Below are 18,882 nucleotides of genomic sequence, written 5' to 3' on the forward strand. Positions count from 1 at the left end.
TTTCGGCGTTATTTTCCTGTAGCCACGTTGTTCCCTGCTCTCTTTTAGGTATCGTTAGTCGTTCTTAACGGCTATTTCAGACGGAATCCGCGAGGGATCTAAAGCCCGGTTAATCCGCACCAGCACGTCGTCCAGGTGGTAGCGACTCATCTTATCGGTCGTGCCCGGCAGGGCCAGCCGAATATCACTCTGCAACTGCAACAGGTGCGCCCGCGTGACGGAAACGATATCCGACTTGCGCGCATCTATGGAAGGCCCGGCATTAAAACTAAAACCAGGAGCCGAAAAACCACCGACCGTGGCGGTAGGCGTCTTCGGATCGAGCATAGCGATCAGTTTCTCGGCATGGACTTTCTGCAGGTTCCGACGGTAGGTATCAATCGGCTTTTTGGCGCTCAATTCGCTCCAGATGCCGGTACGAATGTCGGTGAAGAGATCATCCAGCGAATATGTTCCACCCGGACGGGTGTTGGTCTCAATAACCCGGCTCAGGCGGCTGATGTCCAGCATACTGTTCAAGGTATTTTCCTGGAACGTCCGAATGTAATCTACGCCCTGGTCCGGCCGGATGCGGCTCATCACGTTGTTGTCGAGCAGCCAGGTAGGCGTTTCAAACAGGTTGCGGTTGATGAAGGCCACGGCGTCTTTTTGCAGTGTACCCGGTGTAGCCTCGTACACGGCACCTGACTGATCGTATGTCTTAGGGGTTTCATACACACCACCGACATATTTGGTCACATGGCCAACATACCGGCGGAACTGGCCAACCACTTCGCCGTACATTGTCTTCAGGTTGTCGTAGTTTTCGGCTTCCTCACGAGTCCATTCGGGCAGGTTAGGCATAATGCGCTTCAGGTTTTTGATACCGTACTCGCTGGCCACCATGGCATTATCCCCAATGTCTTCGCTCTGCGAACGCGGGTCGAACGGGTTGATTTCGGTGCCGAACCAGTATTTCGGGTCCTGCTCATGCTGCTTTGTCCAGCGGTTTAGCTCCAGCTTATCCTCCTGAACGGTTTTGGTGCCGTAGATCGGCTTATAGCCCCATTCAATGGCCCATTTGTCGTAAACGCTTATGCGGGGAAACAGATCCGTGATACCATCTTCCGGCTGGGCTACATAGTTAAAGCGGGCATAATCCATAATGGAAACCGTATGACCGTACTGCTTAATATAGTTTTTGTCGCGCAGTTTCTCCACCGGTGTTGCGTGACTGGCCCCAAAGTTATGACGCAGCCCCAGGGTGTGGCCCACCTCGTGAGAAGATACAAACCGTACCAGTTGGCCCATCAGCTCATCGTCGAATTTGGGCTTACGGGCGCGGGCATCCACGGCGGCACCCTGCACCATATACCACTTGCGGAGCAGGTTCATTACGTTATGATACCAGCCGATATGGCTCTCGATAATTTCGCCGGTACGCGGATCGTGTACGTTAGGCCCATAGGCATTCTCAATATCAGAAGCAAAGTAGCGGATAACGGAGTAACGGGCATCTTCCAGGCTCATGGTGGTGTCTTTGCTATCCCAGTCTTTAGCCATAATAGCGTTCTTCCAGCCTGCCTTCTCAAAGGCTTCCTGCCAGTCGTCTACGCCCTGCTTCAGGTATTTCCGCCATTTTATGGGTGTAGCCGGGTCAATGTAGTATACAATCGGCTTCTTCGGCTCAATAGCCTGACCGCGCTTTTGCCGCTCGGCATCGGCTGCACTCTTCGGCTCCAGTCGCCAGCGCACCACAAACGTTTCGCGCTCGGTTTTCTGAGAGTTATCATCGTACACGGTATAGCCGTTGGCAAAAAACCCAACCCGGTTATCAAACAACCGCTTGCGCATCGGTACTTTCGGAAGCAGAATCATGGATGTATTGATCTCCATGGTCACAGCGCCGGCAGCACTGCCGGCTGGTAGCGTGGACGCAGGAGCAGGGGAGGGAGCGGCAGACAGAGCCGGTGTTGCCGCGGCTGCATACGTCTTTACCACCCGAACCTCTGTGTTGATGGGATACGAACCGATACGCTGAATGTATGAGCGATCTGCCGAGGGTGCCGCCAGCCGGTAGCGGGATTTCGTCTGAGGGTCCAGGGAGACGATCTGATTCTCGGATTTAAAAAAGTCGGTTACGTCAATAACCACGGAGGTATCCTTGCGAATCGCTTTCAGGTCAAAGGCGGCCGCAATCGGTTCCACGTTGGAGTTCCGAACCGCCTGGTAAATAGGCTGAAGGGTGTCTGAACCAACATTCTGGTATAGCACTACACGCAGAAACAGCTTCTTCTCCGGTCCTTTTTCCCAGCGCAGCACCTGACGGTTAGCCAGTTCTCCACCGTAGCCGGCACCCGTAGGCGCTTTGGCAATACGCGTAATGGCCATGAACTCCCGGTTCATCAGTGAATCCGGAATCTCAAAATAGTATTTGTCGTCGACTTTATGGACCGTGAAAAGACCTTTGGTAGACCGGGCGTTTTTGGTGATAACGTCTTTGTACGGTTTAGGACCACTTTTTGCCAGTGCCATAGTGGCAGATCGGGAGGCAGGGGCAGTTGTTGATGCTGGTTCTTCGGTACGGGTAGGTACTTCCTGAGCCTGAACCAGATAGCCCATCATAAGCATACCGCTTAGCAGACCTGCTATTCGCGGTGTAAAGGTTTGCATAAAAATTTGTGAAGTGATGGTGAATTGTGAAAACGAAAGCTATTTATCTCTGAAAGATACTACAACTGCAACATATTCCATAAGCTAAAGGGGTAAAAACAAAGAAAACCGGCTGCGAACCGGTTTTCATGCTTCGTTTTATCGTGCTTAATTTCGACCACTACCCTGGGTAGCCGGGGGGGCACTGCTCTGACGCTGCTGCTGCATGGGGTTCTGCGGTCGACCCTGACGCTGCTGCTTGAACAACTGCAACCGGCTGGGCTCTGCCTTCCGTGGGAAGCTGTTGTTCTCCGTCTCGATGTCAGCAATCTCTGAGTAGGGGTCCAGCGTCCACTGCACCACCTTCTTGTCGGTGGCGATCACCTTCTGCAGCTGCTGATTGTTGAAGCGCCAGATCTCCGCCGGAAAACGCGCCACTGAGTCGGTGCCATCCTCGAACTCCATGCGCACAATCACCGGCATCACCAGACCGCCCTTGTTCTTCACCGTCAGCGTGTAGAAGTTGTTCTTGCTCTCCAGCAGCTTGCGCTCCTCAGCCGTCAGGGTGTTGAGGTAATCCTGGTACTGCTTACGATCCGCATCGGTGACGGCATAGGGATCGTAGCGGTTGTAGAAGTCACGCATGGTGGAGTCCTGCGCCACTACGGTCTGGTTGCGGGTGGCTGCATCGCGCTGCTTGCTGATGGTGTTGGCCCGGCGCTGGGCTTCGGCCCGGGCTTCGGCTTTGACCACTTCGGGGTTGCGGCTGTTGAGCTGGAACCATTTGACTTCGAGCAGATCCTGATCGACGGGTTCGACGCCATAGAACCAGCCTTTCCAGAACCAGTCCAGGTCCACCCCGGAGGCATCTTCCATCGTCCGGAAAAAGTCCGCCGGTGTTGGTGTTTTAAAAGCCCAACGACGAGCGTACTCTTTAAAGGCGTAGTCGAACAGTTCCCGGCCCATTACTGTCTCCCGCAGGATATTCAAGGCGGTTGCCGGCTTGGCATACGCGTTTGGCCCGAGCAGGATGACGTTTTCGCCCGAGGTCATAATTGGGACCAGCATTGATTTATCGGCTTTCATATAGTCGACGATCTGCTGCGGCTCACCCCGGCGGGTTGGGAAGTTGTAATCCCACTCTTTCTCGGCCAGGTACTGGCAGAACGTATTCAATCCCTCATCCATCCAGGTCCACTGCCGCTCATCGGAGTTGACAATCATGGGGAAGAAGTTATGCCCTACTTCGTGGATGATTACGCCAATCATACCCGCCTTGACCTGCTCGGAATAGGTACCATCCGGCTCCGGACGGCCTCCGTTGAAGCTGATCATTGGGTACTCCATACCGCCACCCGGTACCGAATGACACGAGATGGCTACGGGATACGGATATTCAAACGTGCGATTACCATAGGAACGCAGGGTATGCTCAACGGCGCGGGTTGAGTACTGCCCCCACAGCGGATTCCCTTCTTTCGGGTAGTAAGACATACTCCAGATCTTGCGGCCGTTGCCATACACATCTGTCTGCATGGCATCCCAGATAAACTTGCGGCTGCTGGCAAAGGCAAAATCCCGTACGTTGTCGGCTTTGTAGATCCAGGTCTTTTTGCCCGTCGGCTTGCCTTTCTCGGCGGCTTCGGCTTCCGCCTGCGTCACAATCACCACTGGCGTCTTAGACCGGCTGGCCTGATCCATGCGCTTCTGCTGGGTAGCGGTCAGTACCTGCTTGTAGTTCTGGCACTCACCGGTTGCCGCTACTACGTGATCGTTGGGCACGGTAATAGCTACGCGGTAGTTACCGAAGATCAGTGTAAATTCACTGCCACCCAGAAATTGCTTGTTCTGCCAGCCGCTGACATCGTCATAAGCCGCCAGACGCGGGAACCAGTGGGCAATGAAGTAGTTATAGTTACCATCTTTTGCAAAAAACTCATAGCCCGAGCGGCCGTAGTACTCCGTAACGTAGTAACTCCAGTCAATATTAAACGCATAGTTCTGACCCGGCTTCAGGGGTGCCGGCAGGTCAATGCGCATCATCGTGTTGTTGATTGTATAGCGCAGCGCCTTACCGACTTTATCCGTTACCTTCGTGATGTTGTAGCCATATTTCTTCTCCTTATCCAGCGTAGCACCACGTCCGGTATTCAAGGCCTGAATGGCTCCAATTGACATACCGTTCTCATTTACACTACCGGTGCGGGACAAAGCGCCTACTGCATCATTCTTGAACAGATTCTGGTCCAGTTGCAGCCAGATATACCGAAGTTCATCCGATGAGTTATTGAAGTACGTCACTGTCTCGGAGCCGATAATCCGCTGGTTGGCGTCATCAAGTTCTACTTTAATATCGTAGTCGGCCCGGTTCTGGAAATAGTCCCGGCCGGGTGCACCGGCTGCCGTCCGGAAGGTATTCGGCGTAGGCAGCATAGGCCCAAGCTGTTCAAAACGCTCATTGGCGTTATACGTAGGGGAAGGGGAGGGAACCTGGGCCTGCGCGACCAGACTCAGCAATGCCAGCCCTATCACCAGCAGTTTTGTTCTCATAGTTGGGTTATAAATTGTTGATTACCTGGTAAGCAAATAGATACGAGCTAATTCCTTAGTTTCGGCCACTACCCTGGGTAGCGGGGGGGGCAGTGCCCTGCCGCTGCTGCTGCATGGGGTTCTGCGGTCGACCCTGACGCTGCTGCTTGAACAACTGCAACCGACTCGGCTCGGCCTTCCGTGGGAAGCTGTTGTTCTCCGTCTCGATGTCAGCAATCTCTGAGTAGGGGTCCAGCGTCCACTGCACCACCTTCTTGTCGGTGGCGATCACCTTCTGCAGCTGCTGATCGTTGAAGCGCCAGATCTCAGCTGGAAAACGTGCTACCGAGTCGGTACCATCCTCGAACTCCATGCGCACTATCACCGGCATCACCAGACCACCCTTGTTCTTCACCGTCAGCGTGTAGAAGTTGTTCTTGCTCTCCAGCAGCTTGCGCTCCTCAGCCGTCAGGGTGTTGAGGTAATCCTGGTACTGCTTACGATCCGCATCGGTGACGGCATAGGGATCATAGCGGTTATAGAAGTCACGCATGGTGGAGTCCTGCGCCACCACGGTCTGGTTGCGGGTGGCTGCATCGCGCTGCTTGCTGATGGTGTTGGCCCGGCGCTGGGCTTCGGCCCGGGCTTCGGCTTTGACCACTTCGGGATTGCGGCTGTTGAGCTGGAACCATTTGACTTCGAGCAGATCCTGATCGACGGCTTCCACGCCATAGAACCAGCCTTTCCAGAACCAGTCCAGGTCCACCCCGGAGGCATCTTCCATCGTCCGGAAGAAGTCCGCCGGCGTCGGGTGCTTAAACATCCAGCGCCGGGAATATTCTTTAAAGGCGTAGTCGAACAGCTCCCGACCCATCACCGTCTCCCGCAGGATGTTCAAACCCGTAGCCGGTTTGCTATAGGCATTCGGACCAAAAGCCATAATATTGTCCGAGCTGCTCATGATAGGAACCTGCTGTGTCGGGTCCGTCCTCATGTACGGGACAATCCCTTGTGGCGATATACCCTCAGCCGGAAAATCCGGATCCCATTCCAGACAGGCAAGCCCTTCCAGAAAACTATTTAACCCTTCATCCATCCAGGACCACTGCCGCTCGTCGGAGTTGACGATCATGGGGAAGAAGTTGTGGCCCACTTCATGGATAACCACCAGTATCAGGAAGTTCTTGGTGCTTTCAGGGTATGTCCCATCCGGCTCCGGACGGGCACCATTGAAGCAAATCATCGGGTACTCCATGCCACCTACCGGCCCATGAACGGATATAGCCACCGGGTACGGATAGGCAAACGTCCGGCGAGAGTAGGACTCCAGCGTGTGAGCAACCAGTCGTGTCGAGTACTGTCCCCAGAGCGGATTAGCCTCTTTCGGATAGTAGGACATCGCCCATACACGCTTACCTTCTACCTCCGGTTGCATAGCATCCCAGATAAACTTGCGGCTGCTGGCAAAGGCAAAATCCCGCACGTTGTCGGCTTTGTAAACCCAAGTCTTTTTACCGGTCGGTTTACCTTTCTCGGCCACTTCGGCCTCTGCCTGGGTGACGATGAGCGTTGGGGTTTTACCGGTCTTCGCCTGGTTGAGCCGTTTCTGCTGCGCAGCTGTCAGCACTTGCTGCGGGTTTTGCAACTCGCCCGTAGCCGCTACGATATGGTCGCCGGGAACGGTCAGCGCTACCCGGTAATTGCCAAAAACAAGCGTAAACTCACCCTGGCCCAAAAACTGCTTATTCTGCCAGCCGGTAACATCATCATACACGGCCATGCGCGGAAACCACTGCGCTATTTCATACAGATAATTACCATCCTGTGGGAAATACTCGTACCCACTTCGGGCGCGGGTTGCCTTAGCGTCTACGATGTTAAAATTCCAGTCAACCGAAAAAGATATGGTCTGTCCCGGTGCCAGGGGCTGCGGCAGGTCTACGCGCATCATTGTCTGATTGATAGTGTAGCGTAGCGCCTTACCCGCCTTATCGCGTACAGATGTAATCTTATATCCGTAATCTTTGGCAGCCAGTGAGGCTCCGGCACTTAACTGGTTCAGGGTAGCGCCCCGCTGCGGGTCCAGACCGCCGGTACGGCTGCTGTTGCCGTCGGAGTTTTCGGTGAACAAATTCTGGTCCAGTTGCAGCCACAGATACCGTAGCGCATCCGGGGACCGATTGAAGTAAGTAATGGTCTCGGAACCAGTGATCCGCTGCTTGGCGTCGTCCAGTTCTGCCTTGATGTCATAATCGGCACGTTGCTGAAAGTAATCCCGGCCGGGTGCTCCCGACGCGGTTCGAAACGTGTTGGGCGTAGGTAATACAGGCCCTAGCTGCTCAAAACGAGTATTAGCATTGTATGTTGGTGAAGTGGACGGTACCTGAGCCTGTGCAGACAGACCCACAACCACCAGCGCGAGCGCCGGCAACAGTTTTCTCATTTCTTGTGGTTAGGTTAATTAAAGTAAAGAGCAAATTTACGAAAAATCAGAAGATTATATGCTAAACGGCACCACTAGCCAAACAGATTAGCCAGGTATTCATTCTCAATAATCAGGGATAGCGCCATACCCGCCATAATACCGGATACAACCAGATTCCAGTCGTGCTTTCGAACCCGCAGCCGTTCAATAGCCACAAAAGCCAGAATAAGAATTAATCCAACAATAAAGAGCTGACCTATTTCCAGGCCAATGTTAAACGCCAGCAGCGGTTGCACGATACTAGTCTCCTTCCCGAGCAAACTGCGCAGGTAATTAGAGAACCCCATACCGTGAATCAGACCAAAAATCAGGGCTAATACGTAGCGTAAAAGAGGCTTAGTTTCCCGTACCGTAAACCGGTTGTCTGCTTTCCGGTAGAAGAAGTTAGAGATTGCAGTAATTAGAATCGTTATCGGAATGAGCAGTTCAATTAGTCCACTATCATACTCAATTAGCTGTAAGGTAGCCAGGGCCAGGGTAATGGAGTGACCGACGGTGAAGGCGGTTACCAGAATCAGTACCTTTCGCCACTGCCGGATGGTAAAAACGGCACACAGGGCAATCACAAACAGGATATGGTCGTAGCCTCGGGGATCTGTAATATGGTCAAAGCCTAGTCCGAGATAAATAAAAAATTCTTCCATGCCGCAAAATTACCAAGGATACCGGTAGCAGCAACCCTTTTTATGCGCTTCACCAGGCAGGGTTATCTTACTTCCCGAACGAGGTATTGAGCCTACGGCTAGCCAGTTTTACCAGAACCATAGTACATTCGGGCATGAAATTCGGAACCAAAGCCATCCATGCCGGTATTGCACCGGACCCTACCACGGGCGCTATTATGACGCCTATTTATCAGACATCTACGTACGTACAGGAGTCGCCAGGCAAACACAAAGGCTACGAATACGCCCGTACCCAGAACCCGACCCGTAATGTGCTGCAGGATAATCTGGCTGCTCTTGAAAACGGCAACCATGGCCTTTGCTACGCTTCCGGCCTCGGCGCTACCGATGCCATTCTGAAGCTGTTCAAACCCGGCGACGAGATCATTGCCAGCAGCGACCTCTACGGCGGTACCTACCGGATTATGGTCCGGGTATTTCAGGAGTTTGGGCTGAAGTTCAAGTTTGTCGGTCTAGATAATCCGGCCAATCTGCTGGAAGCCATTACCCCGGCAACCCGGATGGTCTGGATTGAAACGCCGACCAATCCGCTGCTCCGCATTGTGGATATTCCCGCTATTGCCGCCATCACTAAACAGCACTCGAATGTGCTGCTGGTTGTGGATAACACGTTTGCGTCGCCCTACCTGCAAAATCCGCTGGATTTAGGGGCCGATATAGTAATGCATTCGGTTACCAAATACCTCGGCGGTCACTCTGATACGGTGATGGGTGCTATCATTCTGAACGATGATGCCATTGCCCAGCGGCTGGCGTTTATCCAGAACGCCTGCGGAGCCGTACCGGGCCCGCAAGATTGTTTTCTGGTGTTGCGGGGTATCAAAACCCTGCACGTTCGGATGCAGCGCCACTGCGAAAATGCCATGCAGATAGCCCTCTTCCTTCAGGACCACCCGAAAGTAAGCCAGGTATACTACCCCGGTCTGGCGTCCCACCCCGGTCATGAACTGGCGAAAAAGCAAATGCGCGGCTTCGGCGGTATGGTCTCCTTCGAACTGCACGGTGATTCCCTGCCAGAAGCCGTTAAGGTTATGGAAAGCTTTGAGGTGTTTTCGCTCGGCGAATCACTCGGTGGGGTAGAATCGCTCTGCACACACCCGGCCTCTATGACCCACGCCAGCATCCCGAAAGAAGAACGGGAAAAGAACGGACTGAAAGATACCCTCATCCGCCTGAGCGTGGGCATTGAAGATGTTGAGGATTTGATAGAAGACCTGAAACAGGCGATTGGATAACAAATGTACCAACGGCATAAAGCCGCAATGGCCAACCACCGTTGGTACGTTACGCTTAAAACCGCACTCTCACTCCTGCCAGAACGTTTCGGCCGGCCTGGGGGTAATAGAAGTTTTCGGTAGCAACTTGCCCCTCAGTAATGTAGCTGAATGTGTAGCCGTTAGATTCATACAGCTCATTGAACACGTTGTTCAGCAGCAGCGTAAAGGCAATTTCGTTTATGAAGCGTGGCTTTAGGGTATAAATTACCCGGATGTCATTGACGAAGTAGGAGTTCAGGGTCCGGCTTTCGTTCGAGGTGTTATCCAGATATTGCTTGCCTACATACTTCGACAACAAACTCAGTTCTAGTCCTTTCACGGGCGTGTAGAGTAACTGAGACCCGGCAATGATGTTGGGGGAGAAGGCAATATCGGTGTTGGTATAGACCCGTGTCTCCTGCTCACCGGTATCGTAATTGTCCAGGAATTCGGTAAACCGCTGCACTTTGTTCCGGCTGAAGGTAGCATTTACGTTCCAGCGGAGCTGACGTGCCAGCAAAGTACCCGCTTCCAGCTCGATGCCGGCGCGGTAACTGTTTGGGATATTCACCCGGTTATAGGCCCCCACATCATTGATCTGCCCGGTTAGTACCAGTTCATTCCGGTACTTCATATAGTATAGGTTGGCGGTAAAAGCCAGACGCTGCGCCTGCAATTTGTAACCGGCTTCCCAGTCATACAGCGTTTCAGCTTTCGGACGACTCTGTGGCGTCGACTGGGTATAGTCATTTCGATTCGGTTCCCGGTTGCCTATACCGTATGAGGCATAAATACTGCTACGGTCGTTGAGCGTATAGGTAACGCCGGTTTTCGGATTAAAGAAGGTAAGATTAGCCTCCTGTTGTACATTCCGAAAATCATTATCGTACCCCAAAAATGAGTAGCCGACCGTCCGCACCTGCATATCCGCGTAGGCATTCAACTTGGGCGTAAACTGGTAAAAGGCCTTGCCGTAAATATTTAAATCCGTTTTTATACCGTCATTATCGTAATACCGGTGCCGGATATTGCCGGTGCTGGCAAACCGCGCCCAGATTACTTCACCGAAGTGTTTGCCGTTGTACTGGTTCCAGCCCCCCCCGATATTGGCTGTCAGCTTGCCGAAACTGTTATAATCAAACGAAAAAACGGTGCCGTAAAAGTTATTATCCAGCCACCGCCGACGAATGAGATCTGTAGTCCGGACGGTATCACTACCGAGAATAACGGGCGGCAAATTATACCGACTCAATCTGTCTGCTTCCCGGAACTGCTCGTAATAACCGCGACCTTTGGTGTAGAACAGCGACGCATTTAACCGCCAGTTTCGGCTTAGTTCATGCGCCGAAATAAGCTGGTAGTTGTCCTGCTGGTAGTTATCGACTTCGTTTTCGTAGGTATACGGGTTGTACGTCCGGTTTGTTTTCAACAGGTCTTCTGGCACTCCACCCCAGGCCTGATAGGTTCGCTCCTGGCCAGAGAATACATTTAGCCGGATAAAGCTCTTATTGGTATAGTAACCCGCCGACAAATAATATGACTTCAGGTCTGACGACGCCCGGTCAATGTAGCCATTGGAGCTGATTTTCGACAGACGCGCATCGACCACGAAGTGGTTGTTGAGTAGCCCCGTTCCGGCCATTACGTTGCTTCTAAACGTACCGAACGAACCAGCCGATACATTGCTCTCCGCGTAAGGTTCCTTCTCCAGCGTATTAGTCTGAATATTAACCGTAGCCCCAAACGAACCGGCTCCGTTTGTGGAGGTACCCACACCCCGCTGAACCTGAATGCTGCTGACCGATGAGGCAAAATCCGGCATATTGACAAAGAACGTTCCCTGTGATTCGGCATCGTTATAGGGGATGCCGTTCAGCGTTACGTTAATGCGGGTAGCGTCGGAGCCCCGGATGCGGAAACCGGTGTAACCAACACCCGCACCGGCGTCAGAGGTAGCTACCAGCGATGGCGTAAAGTTGAGCAGTACCGGAATATCCTGCCCCAGGTTTAGTTTATTCAATTCTTTGCGGGTAACGTCGCTGTAGGCAATACCCGTTTTCCGATTGGCGCGGGTGGCACTTACCACTACTTCATCAACTACTACGACACTCCTGGGCAATTCAAAGGAAACCGTGGTGTTCTGCTGAACATCAACGGTCCTGACTGCCGGCTCGAAGCCTAAAAGAGCTACCCGAAGCTGGTAGGTACCTGGCTTGAGATTCGACAAGCTGAAGGTCCCGTTCGCATCGGTGAAGGCCCCTTTGTAGGTTCCTTCAATTGTTACGGCGGCACCCGGTAAGCCATTGCCTCCGGTTTCTTTAACGGTACCCGAAATACTAACTTGTGCCCAGGCGGGCAGGCATGACAGCAACAGAACAACTGCCACACCAAAGCGATAGGCCGTACTTTTTTTCATACGATAAAAGTGACGCGAACAGGTAAAGGGGCTGTACCTATCCTTTGGTTTACATGATGATTAGATATGAAATTTCCCGCCGGCCATTAAGACCGTGTCGGACCGTTCCCTTCGCCGGCATTACCCGGTGCAGGTTCAATGGGTATAATCTCAGCCCGTTATATTAGGGCACCCCTTAAATAAGATTAGCAGTGCAAATTTACGAACTCCGCTAATTTTAAGCTTACCAATTTTAAACTTTTTATGTAAATTAATTGTATATACATTAATTGCATACGTATAAAATTTCCCGTAAATAGTAATAACGGTTTTCAACTTACACAAGCCATGAATACACTAATCAATGGAATTCACCACGTAACCGCCTTAGCCGGTGACGCTCAGCGTAATGTCGATTTCTACACCGGCGTTCTGGGTCTGAGGATGGTCAAAAAGACGATAAACTTTGACGCCCCGGATGTCTACCACTTTTACTACGGCGACGAAACAGGGAGTCCGGGTTCAATTATGACTTTTTTTCCGTATGGTAATATCCCACGCGGCCGAAAGGGTGGGGGACAGTTGACCTACACCGCTTTTTCTGTTCCGACAGCCTCGCTCAGCTACTGGATGGACCGTCTGGCGGAGTATAACATTCCCTATGCTGGCCCGAACAAGCGCTTCAACGAAACCTACCTCCGTTTTGAAGACTACGACGGTATGGGTATTGAGTTGGTAGCGAACAACGAGGACAATAGACCCAGTTGGGACAACGGTAAAATACCGGCTGATTATGCTGTAAAAGGTTTTCACAGCGCCACGTTAAACGAATTCCGGGTCGATAAAACGGTAGCCCTGCTGACGGATACCATGCAGCACCGACTCGTCGCTGAAGAAGCAGACCGTTTCCGCTTCGTTGCCGGTATTGGCGGTCCTGGCACGTACATTGATGTTCAGCACTCACCCAATGACATAAGGGCCTTACAGGGAGCCGGATCGGTTCACCATATCGCCTTTGCCACCGACAACGACGAAACGCAAATCGCCATTCAGGAAAATCTGCAGGAAGCAGGTTTTAGTCCAACGCCGGTACTGGACCGCAATTACTTCCACAGCATCTATTTCCGCGAGCCAGGTGGTATTTTGTTTGAGGTTGCTACCAACCCGCCGGGCTTTGCCATTGACGAACCTGCAGCGGCCTTAGGACAGGAGCTTAAATTACCCGAGTGGTACGAGCCCCGTCGGGCACAAATTGAATCGGCCTTACCAAAAATTCAGTTGTAAGCCGGGAGACATTAAAACTAGACACTGGGCGTTAACCTTTGGCGCATACGGTCGATAAAAGATTAGGATGGTAACGGAACAAAAGTTGTTAAGGATATTATACCGAATCAACTTCTCAACGTCTAAAGTCTAACGTCCAGCGTCTTCACAAATCATAAACCCATGATTCACGACCCAAATAATCTGTTTACGGCCGGGCAGCCGCTGGAAAAAGCCACCAAGGTAATGATTATGGTGCATGGCCGGGGCGGCAGCGCCCGTGATATTCTGACACTGGCCGAACATATCGACGATCCTGAATTTGCCTTTGTGGCTCCGCAGGCTAAACAAAACACCTGGTATCCGTATTCGTTCATGCGGCCGATGGAGGAGAATGAACCCTATCTGTCGTCGGCTTTGCAGGTATTAACCAGCACTCGGGCCCGGATGCAGTCAGACTACAATTTCAAGGCTCCGCAGATTTATTGGCTGGGGTTCTCGCAGGGGGCCTGTCTGGCCCTGGAGTTTGTCGCCCGAAATCCAATGCCATACGGTGGCGTTTTTGGGCTGAGTGGCGGTTTGATTGGCCCTGAAGGTACCCCGCGCCTGTACGAGGGTTCGTTTGAAGGAGCACCCGTATTTCTGGGCTGCAGCGATATAGACCCGCACATACCCAAACAGCGGGTGCTGGAGTCGGAAGGGGTATTCCGGCAGATGGAAGCAACCGTAACGGCGAAGCTCTACCCGAATTTTCCGCATTCGATTAACGAAGACGAACTAAAAATTGTTAATGCATTGATTGCCGGATCGCCGGTGATTAGTTAGACACCAACCTGTACATGTATGAGTCAGTTCATGGTAGAATTTGACCTTCCGCACGAGATGCCGGAAGAGTTCATAATGAGGATTCCTCAGCAGCGCCTGAAGGTCAACGAGCTGATGGAAGATGGAAAAATTATGTCTTACGCGCTCTCCATGGACCGGCAAAAGCTTTGGTGTGTGGTTAAAGCCGATACGGAGTTTGAAGTACTGGAGATTATTGGTGAATTCCCGCTGATCGGTTATATGGAACCGGCCGTGTCTGAGCTGTTGTTTAACAATGTCATCTCAGCCCGAATCCCGCTGTTTTCGCTAAACTAACAGTAGTTCCGAACAAATCTGTCAATACTTTTTTACATCAGTTCCTCTGCTTTTATGAACCTGGCTTCTGTTAGCCGCTGGCTGAAATATGCTTTAGTCATTACCCAACTGCTTGTATTTGGTCATTGCCAGTCGCAGACCACTGAGCAATCGCCTGCCTACCGTACTGAACGTAACGATAACGCTGGCCGGAAACAGAACCGGGACCGGCCAAACCAAACGCGCCGGGAGCAAAGTAAGTACCAGGACCGACAGGGAAATATACCGGCCAAGGTGTACGAGGTACTCCGATATGTACGTACCAACAACCGTGCTCCGGAAGGTTATGTGGGTGGCCGGCGATTTGGGAACTTTGAAAATCACCTGCCCCGCCTGGACGTATCCGGCCGACGAATTAATTACCAGGAATGGGATGTAAATCCAAAAAGAGAAGGCCGCAACCGGGGTGCCGAGCGGCTGGTGACGGGCTCCGACGGCCGGGCCTGGTATACCCGAGACCATTATAACAGCTTTGTCGAAGTAAAATGAGTGTTAATATCTATGTTGCCCGGTCAGAAGCGGACCTGAAAAAGTTCTCCGACTTCGCCATCGTCAAAATCGAAGGGCAGAAGTCAAAAACCCTGCGCCAATTCTATGAGCATATTGCCGAGGTACTGGACTTTCCCGACTACTTCGGCTTCAATTTGGATTCCCTCGACGAACTGCTCAACGACCTTGAGTGGATTGAGGACCACAAACTGGCTCTTTACTTCTGCCACACGGAAGACTTTGTCAGCCAGGAGCGTAATCCAGACAAGCTAAGCAACCTGCTTCACATGCTGGATGCGACAGCCGAGGACTGGAAATGGCTCGATGAGGAGGAAGACGTATTTGCCAAAGAATTAGTGTTTATCTTTGAGGATAGTTCGCGTCTGCGGGAGTTGCTGAAGCAGGAAGAAATAGGTTTTGAATACATCTCCGGCGAGGCTGATTCGGCCGGCTGAACTCTTTTCCTAAGAACTTCACTCCTGTCAGGAACAAATACCGACATACACAGTTTCTCCATAGGTGCCGCTGAGACTAGCTCTCTTTGCGGCTTTTTGCATTAAAAGTTACAACCTGTTTCACCTTGAAAATCCAGGAGTTTTTACAGTTATATACGGAGGACAGCTTCGTCAAATCGCTGGCGGAGCCACTCAGACAGCGGGGTAAGGAGCCATTTCGGCTACAGTTTAAGGGAATTGCCGGCAGCCTGGACGCTATGCTGGCGTCGGCCATATACCGGCAGACAGGGGGTACGCATTTGTTTGTAATGACAGACAAAGACGAAGCCGCTTATTTTTTCAACGATCTCCAGAATATTCTGGAACGCGAGGTGCTGCTGTTTCCAATGTCGTACAAAAAGCCATATCAGTACGAAGAGGTAGAAAATGCCAACGTACTGATGCGGGCCGAAGTCCTTAACAAGTTGAGTCCTCCGCCCAAAGAGGGTACGCTGGTGGTAACGTATCCTGAGGCACTATCCGAGAAAGTAATCAACAAACGCTCACTACAGGCCAACACCTTCACGGTGCGGGTGGGTGAACGTGTAGAATCCAATTTTGTTTCAGAACTGCTCCAGACCTATGAGTTTGAAAAGACCGACTTTGTGTACGAAGCTGGTCAGTTCTCCATCCGGGGGGGTATTATTGATGTGTTCTCCTTTGCCAGCGAGTTCCCGTTCCGCATCGAGTTGTTTGGTGATGAGGTGGAGAGTATCCGGGCGTTCAATCCGGAATCGCAGTTATCCACAGACCACGTCGAGTTTATCAACATCATCCCGAATATCCAGACCAAACTGATTCAGGAAATGCGGGAGCCGTTTTTTGAATTCCTTCCAAAAGATGCCTGTGTCTGGTATAAGGATATTGATTTTACGCTCGAAATTATTGAGAACAGCTTTGAGCGGGCCGAGAAAAGTTTAGCATCTGTGCTGGAAGGCAGCGGAGGTATTCAGGTTGTGTCTGACCCGGAGGACTTATTCGAGACTCGCCGGGCTTTTCTGAATCAGGTCAAGGCACTACCATCAATCGAATTTGGGCGTAAGTTTTACTTTAAAACCGAGAATCGGCTGACCTACACATCCAAGCCGCAACCCTCGTTCAATAAGGATTTTAAACGCTTGGCCGATACGCTCACGGATAATCAGACCAAAGGCTTTACCAACATCATCACCGCTGAGTCGTTCAAACAGCTTGAACGGCTGCGTACTATTTTCGAAGAAATTGACCCGTTTGCCAAGTTTCAGACGGTTCAGATTGGTCTTCGGGAGGGCTTTATCGATGACACGCTCAAGATAGCCTGCTACACCGACCACCAGATTTTTGATAAATACTTCAAGTACCGCATCCGCGATAAGTTCAGCAAATCAAAAGCCCTCACACTACGCGAACTGAAGACGCTCCAGCCGGGCGATTACGTTACCCACGTCGACCATGGTATTGGCCGGTTTGCCGGTATGGAGAAAGTAGACGTAGGAGGCCGCGAACAGGAGGCCATACGGCTCATTTACCGCGATAACGACATTCTGCTGGTGAGTATCCACAGTTTGCACAAGATCGCTAAATACAGCGGCAGAGAGGGTGGCCCGCCAACAATGAGCAAACTTGGTTCGCAGGAGTGGGAGTTGAAGAAATCCCGCGTTAAGAAACAAGTCAAAGACATTGCTAAAGAACTGATTTCGCTCTACGCCAAACGCCGGCAGGCTCCTGGCTTCGCCTATTCGCGCGATAGCTTCTTGCAGGCTGAATTAGAATCGTCATTTCTGTACGAAGACACTCCCGACCAAGCCAAAGCGACCAATGACGTCAAAGACGACATGGAGCAGCCACACCCAATGGACCGGCTGGTCTGCGGTGACGTAGGCTTCGGCAAAACAGAGGTAGCTATTCGAGCCGCCTTTAAAGCTGTTACGGACAACAGGCAGGTAGCGGTGCTGGTACCAACCACAATCCTGGCCATGCAACATTTCAAAACGTTTAAGGAACGTATGGCTGATTTTCCGGTTACCATTGACTATATCAGTCGTTTCCGCACTCCTACGCAGACCAAAGAAATCCTGAGAAAAGTCACTACTGGCGAAATAAACATCCTGATTGGTACGCATCGCATCGTTAATAAAGACGTAAAATTTAAAAATTTAGGGCTGCTGGTCATTGACGAAGAGCAGAAGTTCGGTGTCAAAACCAAAGACCGGCTTAAGGAGATGCGGGTAGAGGTTGATGTTCTTACGTTAACAGCAACGCCTATTCCGCGTACACTGCATTTTTCGCTAATGGGCGCGCGTGACCTTTCCGTTATTGCGACACCACCACCCAACCGTCAGCCAGTTACGACCGAAGTGCAAGTGTTTGACGAAACCATTATACGCGATGCAATCAGTTACGAATTACGTCGGGGCGGTCAGGTATTTTTTGTGCATAACCGCATCAGCGATATAGAGTCCATCGCCAATATTGTTAAACGGTTGGTACCCGACTCCCGCGTTGCGGTAGCGCATGGTCAGATGGAAGGCGATAAGCTGGAGAAAATCATGACCTTGTTTATCGAAGGAGAATATGATGTACTGGTATCAACGAACATCATTGAGTCGGGTCTGGATATTCCCAACGCCAACACTATCATCATCAACCAGGCGCAGAACTTTGGCTTATCTGACCTACACCAGATGCGGGGTAGGGTAGGGCGTTCTAATAAGAAAGCCTTTTGTTACCTCTTAACCCCACCAGCCTCCGGTCTCAGCTCTGACGCCCGTAAGCGGTTGCAAACACTCGAAGACTTCTCTGACCTGGGTGAAGGCTTCAAGATTGCCATGCGTGATTTAGATATTCGGGGGGCCGGCAACCTATTGGGTGCTGAACAGAGTGGTTTTGTCAACGATCTGGGCTACGAAATGTACCACAAGATTCTGGATGAAGCTGTTCAGGAGTTACGCGAAAATGAGTTTAAAGACATTTTTGCGCCCAAAGCCGACGATATTAAGCCTGCGTTACCGGATACCGTTATAGAGACGGACCTGAATGTAGTTATTCCCGAAAGGTACGTTGCTAATATATCCGAACGGCTGTCGCTTTACACTCGGTTGGACAATATTCAGAACACGACTGAACTGGAGCAATTGCGGCAGGAAATTATCGACCGGTTCGGGCCAATGCCCGGGGAGGTTGAGAACCTCATCGAAATGGTCAATGTACGCTGGAAAGCAGAGCAGTTACATTTCGAAAAATTGACGTTAAAAAATAATATAATGAAAGGAACCTTCGTTTCTTCGGAGAACGATGCGTTCTTCAAATCAGAATTATTTGGGCGGTTAATTGACTATATCAAAAAACATCCGTCTAAATGTTCACTAAAAGAGACAAAAAGCCGTTTGATATTTACCCACTCTGACATTAATTCTGTCGATGAACTGGACAGAATTTTGGGTAAACTGACGGACTTGAGCTAACTTTACTACCTTGGAATTTTTTGTACACAAAA

General features: G+C 51.3%; 12 protein-coding genes and 1 riboswitch. Of the genes, 7 read left to right on the forward strand and 5 right to left on the reverse strand.

The window, feature by feature from the left end:
• Nucleotides 1-54: 54 nt before the first annotated feature.
• The 4 genes from ABD949_RS13020 to ABD949_RS13035 form a co-directional block, all read right to left on the reverse strand.
• On the reverse strand, nt 55-2,652 hold the full coding sequence (locus tag ABD949_RS13020) for a zinc-dependent metalloprotease (protein WP_345244123.1): 2,598 nt from the start codon (nt 2,650-2,652) through the stop codon (nt 55-57).
• Between the two features lie 147 nt (nt 2,653-2,799).
• On the reverse strand, nt 2,800-5,181 hold the full coding sequence (locus ABD949_RS13025; protein WP_345244125.1) for a M1 family metallopeptidase: 2,382 nt from the start codon (nt 5,179-5,181) through the stop codon (nt 2,800-2,802).
• Between the two features lie 55 nt (nt 5,182-5,236).
• A complete protein-coding gene (locus tag ABD949_RS13030) occupies nt 5,237-7,603 on the reverse strand; it encodes a M1 family metallopeptidase (protein WP_345244127.1) in 2,367 nt (788 codons plus the stop codon).
• Nucleotides 7,604-7,677: 74 nt separating this feature from the next.
• On the reverse strand, nt 7,678-8,289 hold the full coding sequence (locus ABD949_RS13035) for a HupE/UreJ family protein (RefSeq protein ID WP_345244129.1): 612 nt from the start codon (nt 8,287-8,289) through the stop codon (nt 7,678-7,680).
• A gap of 134 nt (nt 8,290-8,423) precedes the next feature.
• On the opposite strand from ABD949_RS13035, the gene ABD949_RS13040 reads away from it, so the two are divergent.
• On the forward strand, nt 8,424-9,566 hold the full coding sequence (locus tag ABD949_RS13040; RefSeq protein WP_345244131.1) for a cystathionine gamma-synthase: 1,143 nt from the start codon (nt 8,424-8,426) through the stop codon (nt 9,564-9,566).
• A gap of 55 nt (nt 9,567-9,621) precedes the next feature.
• Here the strand turns inward: ABD949_RS13040 and ABD949_RS13045 are convergent, their stop codons facing one another.
• Nucleotides 9,622-12,003, reverse strand: a complete 2,382-nt coding sequence (locus tag ABD949_RS13045) for a TonB-dependent receptor (RefSeq protein WP_345244132.1) — start codon at nt 12,001-12,003, stop codon at nt 9,622-9,624.
• A gap of 89 nt (nt 12,004-12,092) precedes the next feature.
• A riboswitch (TPP riboswitch) is annotated at nt 12,093-12,189 on the reverse strand.
• Nucleotides 12,190-12,330: 141 nt separating this feature from the next.
• Between ABD949_RS13045 and ABD949_RS13050 the strand changes: the two genes are divergently transcribed.
• From ABD949_RS13050 to mfd, 6 genes are all read left to right on the forward strand, one after another.
• Nucleotides 12,331-13,266, forward strand: coding sequence for a ring-cleaving dioxygenase (locus tag ABD949_RS13050; RefSeq protein WP_345244134.1), 936 nt, complete (start codon nt 12,331-12,333; stop codon nt 13,264-13,266).
• A 162-nt stretch (nt 13,267-13,428) separates the two neighbouring features.
• Entirely contained in the window at nt 13,429-14,070 is a 642-nt protein-coding gene (locus ABD949_RS13055) for an alpha/beta hydrolase (RefSeq protein ID WP_345244135.1), read from the forward strand.
• A gap of 18 nt (nt 14,071-14,088) precedes the next feature.
• On the forward strand, nt 14,089-14,385 hold the full coding sequence (locus tag ABD949_RS13060; protein WP_345244136.1) for a muconolactone Delta-isomerase family protein: 297 nt from the start codon (nt 14,089-14,091) through the stop codon (nt 14,383-14,385).
• A gap of 54 nt (nt 14,386-14,439) precedes the next feature.
• Nucleotides 14,440-14,913 (forward strand): guanyl-specific ribonuclease, encoded by a 474-nt coding sequence (locus ABD949_RS13065; protein ID WP_345244138.1) that lies wholly within the window; start codon nt 14,440-14,442, stop codon nt 14,911-14,913.
• Nucleotides 14,910-15,368: a barstar family protein gene (locus tag ABD949_RS13070; RefSeq protein WP_345244139.1), complete on the forward strand. Its 459-nt coding sequence runs from the start codon at nt 14,910-14,912 to the stop codon at nt 15,366-15,368. The genes ABD949_RS13065 and ABD949_RS13070 overlap by 4 nt, the downstream gene beginning before the upstream one ends.
• A 125-nt stretch (nt 15,369-15,493) precedes the next feature.
• Nucleotides 15,494-18,850 carry a transcription-repair coupling factor gene (gene mfd / locus ABD949_RS13075; protein ID WP_345244141.1) on the forward strand — a complete coding sequence of 1,119 codons (3,357 nt, stop codon included), beginning with the start codon at nt 15,494-15,496 and terminating at the stop codon, nt 18,848-18,850.
• The last annotated feature ends 32 nt before the right edge of the window (nt 18,851-18,882 follow it).

Source organism: Nibrella saemangeumensis (assembly GCF_039541915.1).
GTDB lineage: Bacteria > Bacteroidota > Bacteroidia > Cytophagales > Spirosomataceae > Nibrella > Nibrella saemangeumensis.

Excerpts from the sequence above, each read along its gene's own strand:
- ABD949_RS13020 (WP_345244123.1), bottom strand. The coding sequence starts at position 2,652 with ATGCAAACCTTTACACCGCGAATAGCAGGTCTGCTAAGCGGTATGCTT.
- ABD949_RS13025 (WP_345244125.1), bottom strand. The coding sequence starts at position 5,181 with ATGAGAACAAAACTGCTGGTGATAGGGCTGGCATTGCTGAGTCTGGTC.
- ABD949_RS13030 (WP_345244127.1), bottom strand. The coding sequence starts at position 7,603 with ATGAGAAAACTGTTGCCGGCGCTCGCGCTGGTGGTTGTGGGTCTGTCT.
- ABD949_RS13035 (WP_345244129.1), bottom strand. The coding sequence starts at position 8,289 with ATGGAAGAATTTTTTATTTATCTCGGACTAGGCTTTGACCATATTACA.
- ABD949_RS13040 (WP_345244131.1), top strand. The coding sequence starts at position 8,424 with ATGAAATTCGGAACCAAAGCCATCCATGCCGGTATTGCACCGGACCCT.
- ABD949_RS13045 (WP_345244132.1), bottom strand. The coding sequence starts at position 12,003 with ATGAAAAAAAGTACGGCCTATCGCTTTGGTGTGGCAGTTGTTCTGTTG.
- ABD949_RS13050 (WP_345244134.1), top strand. The coding sequence starts at position 12,331 with ATGAATACACTAATCAATGGAATTCACCACGTAACCGCCTTAGCCGGT.
- ABD949_RS13055 (WP_345244135.1), top strand. The coding sequence starts at position 13,429 with ATGATTCACGACCCAAATAATCTGTTTACGGCCGGGCAGCCGCTGGAA.
- ABD949_RS13060 (WP_345244136.1), top strand. The coding sequence starts at position 14,089 with ATGAGTCAGTTCATGGTAGAATTTGACCTTCCGCACGAGATGCCGGAA.
- ABD949_RS13065 (WP_345244138.1), top strand. The coding sequence starts at position 14,440 with ATGAACCTGGCTTCTGTTAGCCGCTGGCTGAAATATGCTTTAGTCATT.
- ABD949_RS13070 (WP_345244139.1), top strand. The coding sequence starts at position 14,910 with ATGAGTGTTAATATCTATGTTGCCCGGTCAGAAGCGGACCTGAAAAAG.